The sequence below is a fragment of the Allobosea sp. LjRoot90 genome, assembly GCF_964254315.1.
Lineage (GTDB): Bacteria > Pseudomonadota > Alphaproteobacteria > Rhizobiales > Beijerinckiaceae > Allobosea.
Map to the genome: position 1 here is coordinate 2,501 of NZ_CAXUTF020000018.1, position 3,270 is coordinate 5,770.

Below are 3,270 nucleotides of genomic sequence, written 5' to 3' on the forward strand. Positions count from 1 at the left end.
GAGACTTTTTCAACAGGCACCGGTTCGGTCCTCCAGTAAGTGTTACCTTACCTTCAACCTGCTCATGGCTAGATCACCCGGTTTCGGGTCTAATCCGACGAACTGAACGCCCTGTTCAGACTCGCTTTCGCTGCGCCTACGCCTAGCGGCTTAAGCTTGCTCGTCAGACTAAGTCGCTGACCCATTATACAAAAGGTACGCGGTCACTCAGGACGAACCTTGAGCTCCCACTGTTTGTAAGCATTCGGTTTCAGGTGCTATTTCACTCCCCTCGTCGGGGTGCTTTTCACCTTTCCCTCACGGTACTTGTTCACTATCGGTCGCTGAGGAGTACTTAGGCTTGGAGGGTGGTCCCCCCACGTTCAGACAGGATTTCACGTGTCCCGCCTTACTCATGTCTCAACTGATTGCAGATCCGTACGGGGCTATCACCCATTAATGCGTGGTTTCCCAACCACTTCCGGTAACGCACAATCGAGCACTGGCCTGGTCCGCGTTCGCTCGCCACTACTAACGGAGTCTCGTTGATGTCCTTTCCTCCAGGTACTTAGATGTTTCAGTTCCCTGGGTTAGCTTTGAAACCCTATGTATTCAGGTCTCAATACCCTCATGTGACAATTCGTAGTGCAGCGTCAGCTTGCACTGAAGCTACAATACGAATTGTCGAAGGTGGGTTTCCCCATTCGGAAATCCGCGGATCAAAGCTCATTCGCAGCTCCCCACGGCTTATCGCAGCGTATCACGTCCTTCATCGCCTCTCAGCGCCAAGGCATCCACCGAATGCTCTTAAGGCACTTGATCGTTCTCATGATCGATGTCCGCAGCACTTAAGCTGCAAGACAAGATCAGAAAGACCATTTATGCTTGCCGAATAGACCCGATTATACAACGCGGCCTGGTAGCCGCGAGCGCGCTGCGAGAGTGCAGCTCTCGAATCTATTCCCTCTTCACGATGACAAACAGCGTTACTTATCGTCGCCTCACCGGCGACAATTCGTAAAACCATGACAATTCCGGGATTTGGTGGAGCCAGACGGGATCGAACCGACGACCTGAAGCTTGCAAAGCTACCGCTCTCCCAACTGAGCTATGGCCCCGATCAGAGAAAGCAAAGCTTCAAGAAGCTGGTGGGCCTGGGAGGATTTGAACCTCCGACCTCACGCTTATCAAGCGCGCGCTCTAACCAACTGAGCTACAGGCCCGAGGCCTATAAAACCTCGAGGATACCCTCGCGGCCAAAGACCTGCAAAGATCTGAGAAAGACCTGAAGCGTTGGCCCATTGAAAGCGCGGCCCCACTCGGCCGATGCCGACGGGCCAGGCGCTTTCGCCCGGAATTTAAGAAAGAGAAACGAAGACGGCGAAATTCCGCATGTCGAAGCCTGAACTGGCTTCTTTTGTTCCAAGCGAATTCAATACGAAACCAAAGTCTCGTGGAGAATTCTACCTTAGAAAGGAGGTGATCCAGCCGCAGGTTCCCCTACGGCTACCTTGTTACGACTTCACCCCAGTCGCTGAGCCTACCGTGGTCGCCTGCCTCCTTGCGGTTAGCGCGACGCCTTCGGGTAAACCCAACTCCCATGGTGTGACGGGCGGTGTGTACAAGGCCCGGGAACGTATTCACCGTGGCATGCTGATCCACGATTACTAGCGATTCCACCTTCATGTACTCGAGTTGCAGAGTACAATCTGAACTGAGACGGCTTTTTGGGATTAGCTCGAGGTCGCCCTTTCGCTGCCCATTGTCACCGCCATTGTAGCACGTGTGTAGCCCAGCCTGTAAGGGCCATGAGGACTTGACGTCATCCCCACCTTCCTCGCGGCTTATCACCGGCAGTCCCCCTAGAGTTCCCAACTTAATGATGGCAACTAGGGGCGAGGGTTGCGCTCGTTGCGGGACTTAACCCAACATCTCACGACACGAGCTGACGACAGCCATGCAGCACCTGTGTTCCGGCCAGCCGAACTGAAGAAAGACATCTCTGTCGATCAAACCGGACATGTCAAAAGCTGGTAAGGTTCTGCGCGTTGCTTCGAATTAAACCACATGCTCCACCGCTTGTGCGGGCCCCCGTCAATTCCTTTGAGTTTTAATCTTGCGACCGTACTCCCCAGGCGGAATGCTTAAAGCGTTAGCTGCGCCACTGAAGTGCATGCACCCCAACGGCTGGCATTCATCGTTTACGGCGTGGACTACCAGGGTATCTAATCCTGTTTGCTCCCCACGCTTTCGCGCCTCAGCGTCAGTATCGGACCAGTTGGCCGCCTTCGCCACTGGTGTTCTTGCGAATATCTACGAATTTCACCTCTACACTCGCAGTTCCACCAACCTCTTCCGAACTCAAGACTCTCAGTATCGAAGGCAATTCCAGGGTTGAGCCCTGGGCTTTCACCCCCGACTTAAGAGTCCGCCTACGCGCCCTTTACGCCCAGTGATTCCGAGCAACGCTAGCCCCCTTCGTATTACCGCGGCTGCTGGCACGAAGTTAGCCGGGGCTTATTCTTCCGGTACAGTCATTATCTTCCCGGACAAAAGAGCTTTACAACCCTAAGGCCTTCATCACTCACGCGGCATGGCTGGATCAGGCTTGCGCCCATTGTCCAATATTCCCCACTGCTGCCTCCCGTAGGAGTTTGGGCCGTGTCTCAGTCCCAATGTGGCTGATCATCCTCTCAGACCAGCTACTGATCGTCGCCTTGGTGAGCCATTACCTCACCAACTAGCTAATCAGACGCGGGCCGATCTATCGGCGATAAATCTTTCCCCCGAAGGGCGTATCCGGTATTAGTCCAAGTTTCCCTGAATTATTCCGAACCGAAAGGTACGTTCCCACGTGTTACTCACCCGTCTGCCACTAGCACCGAAGTGCCCGTTCGACTTGCATGTGTTAAGCCTGCCGCCAGCGTTCGCTCTGAGCCAGGATCAAACTCTCAGATTGGATGAGCTTGTTCCGGCATCGCTGCGTATTGACGGAGTCATTGCTTGATGAACCAGGCTTTCACCCAACTCATCAGCGATGGCTCTTGTAAACGCAGCACACCGAAGTCTCGTTTGACTTGCCCGTAAGCAAGTCCGCAAGAACTTCGCCGTCCACGTTTCTCTTTCTGTCTTAACTTGTCAAACAGCGTGGCCCACAGAAGACAGCCCGGCTACCGACCTGGTCGGCGGCGAAGCCCAACGTTCCATGAAGCGCAGTAGAGCGGCCCCGCCAGCGGCGGCGCCGTCTCGATGGCCGCTTTATAGGAGGAGCCAGGTTCAGCTGTCAACACG

The 3,270-nt window shown here is 54.5% G+C and carries 2 tRNA genes and 2 rRNA genes (1 of these 4 running past the window's edge); all 4 read right to left on the minus strand.

Features of this window, described 5'->3' with window-relative positions:
* Window positions 1-801: ribosomal RNA gene (locus ACSQ3M_RS28400) — 23S ribosomal RNA — on the minus strand (it extends 2,002 nt beyond the left edge of the window).
* A 220-nt stretch (window positions 802-1,021) separates the two neighbouring features.
* Window positions 1,022-1,097: transfer RNA gene (locus ACSQ3M_RS28405), tRNA-Ala, on the minus strand.
* A 28-nt stretch (window positions 1,098-1,125) separates the two neighbouring features.
* A tRNA-Ile gene (locus ACSQ3M_RS28410) sits at window positions 1,126-1,202 on the minus strand.
* A gap of 249 nt (window positions 1,203-1,451) precedes the next feature.
* Window positions 1,452-2,938, minus strand: a 16S ribosomal RNA gene (locus ACSQ3M_RS28415).
* Together the 16S and 23S rRNA genes with 2 tRNA genes alongside form the textbook arrangement of a ribosomal RNA operon.
* Between the last annotated feature and the right edge of the window lie 332 nt (window positions 2,939-3,270).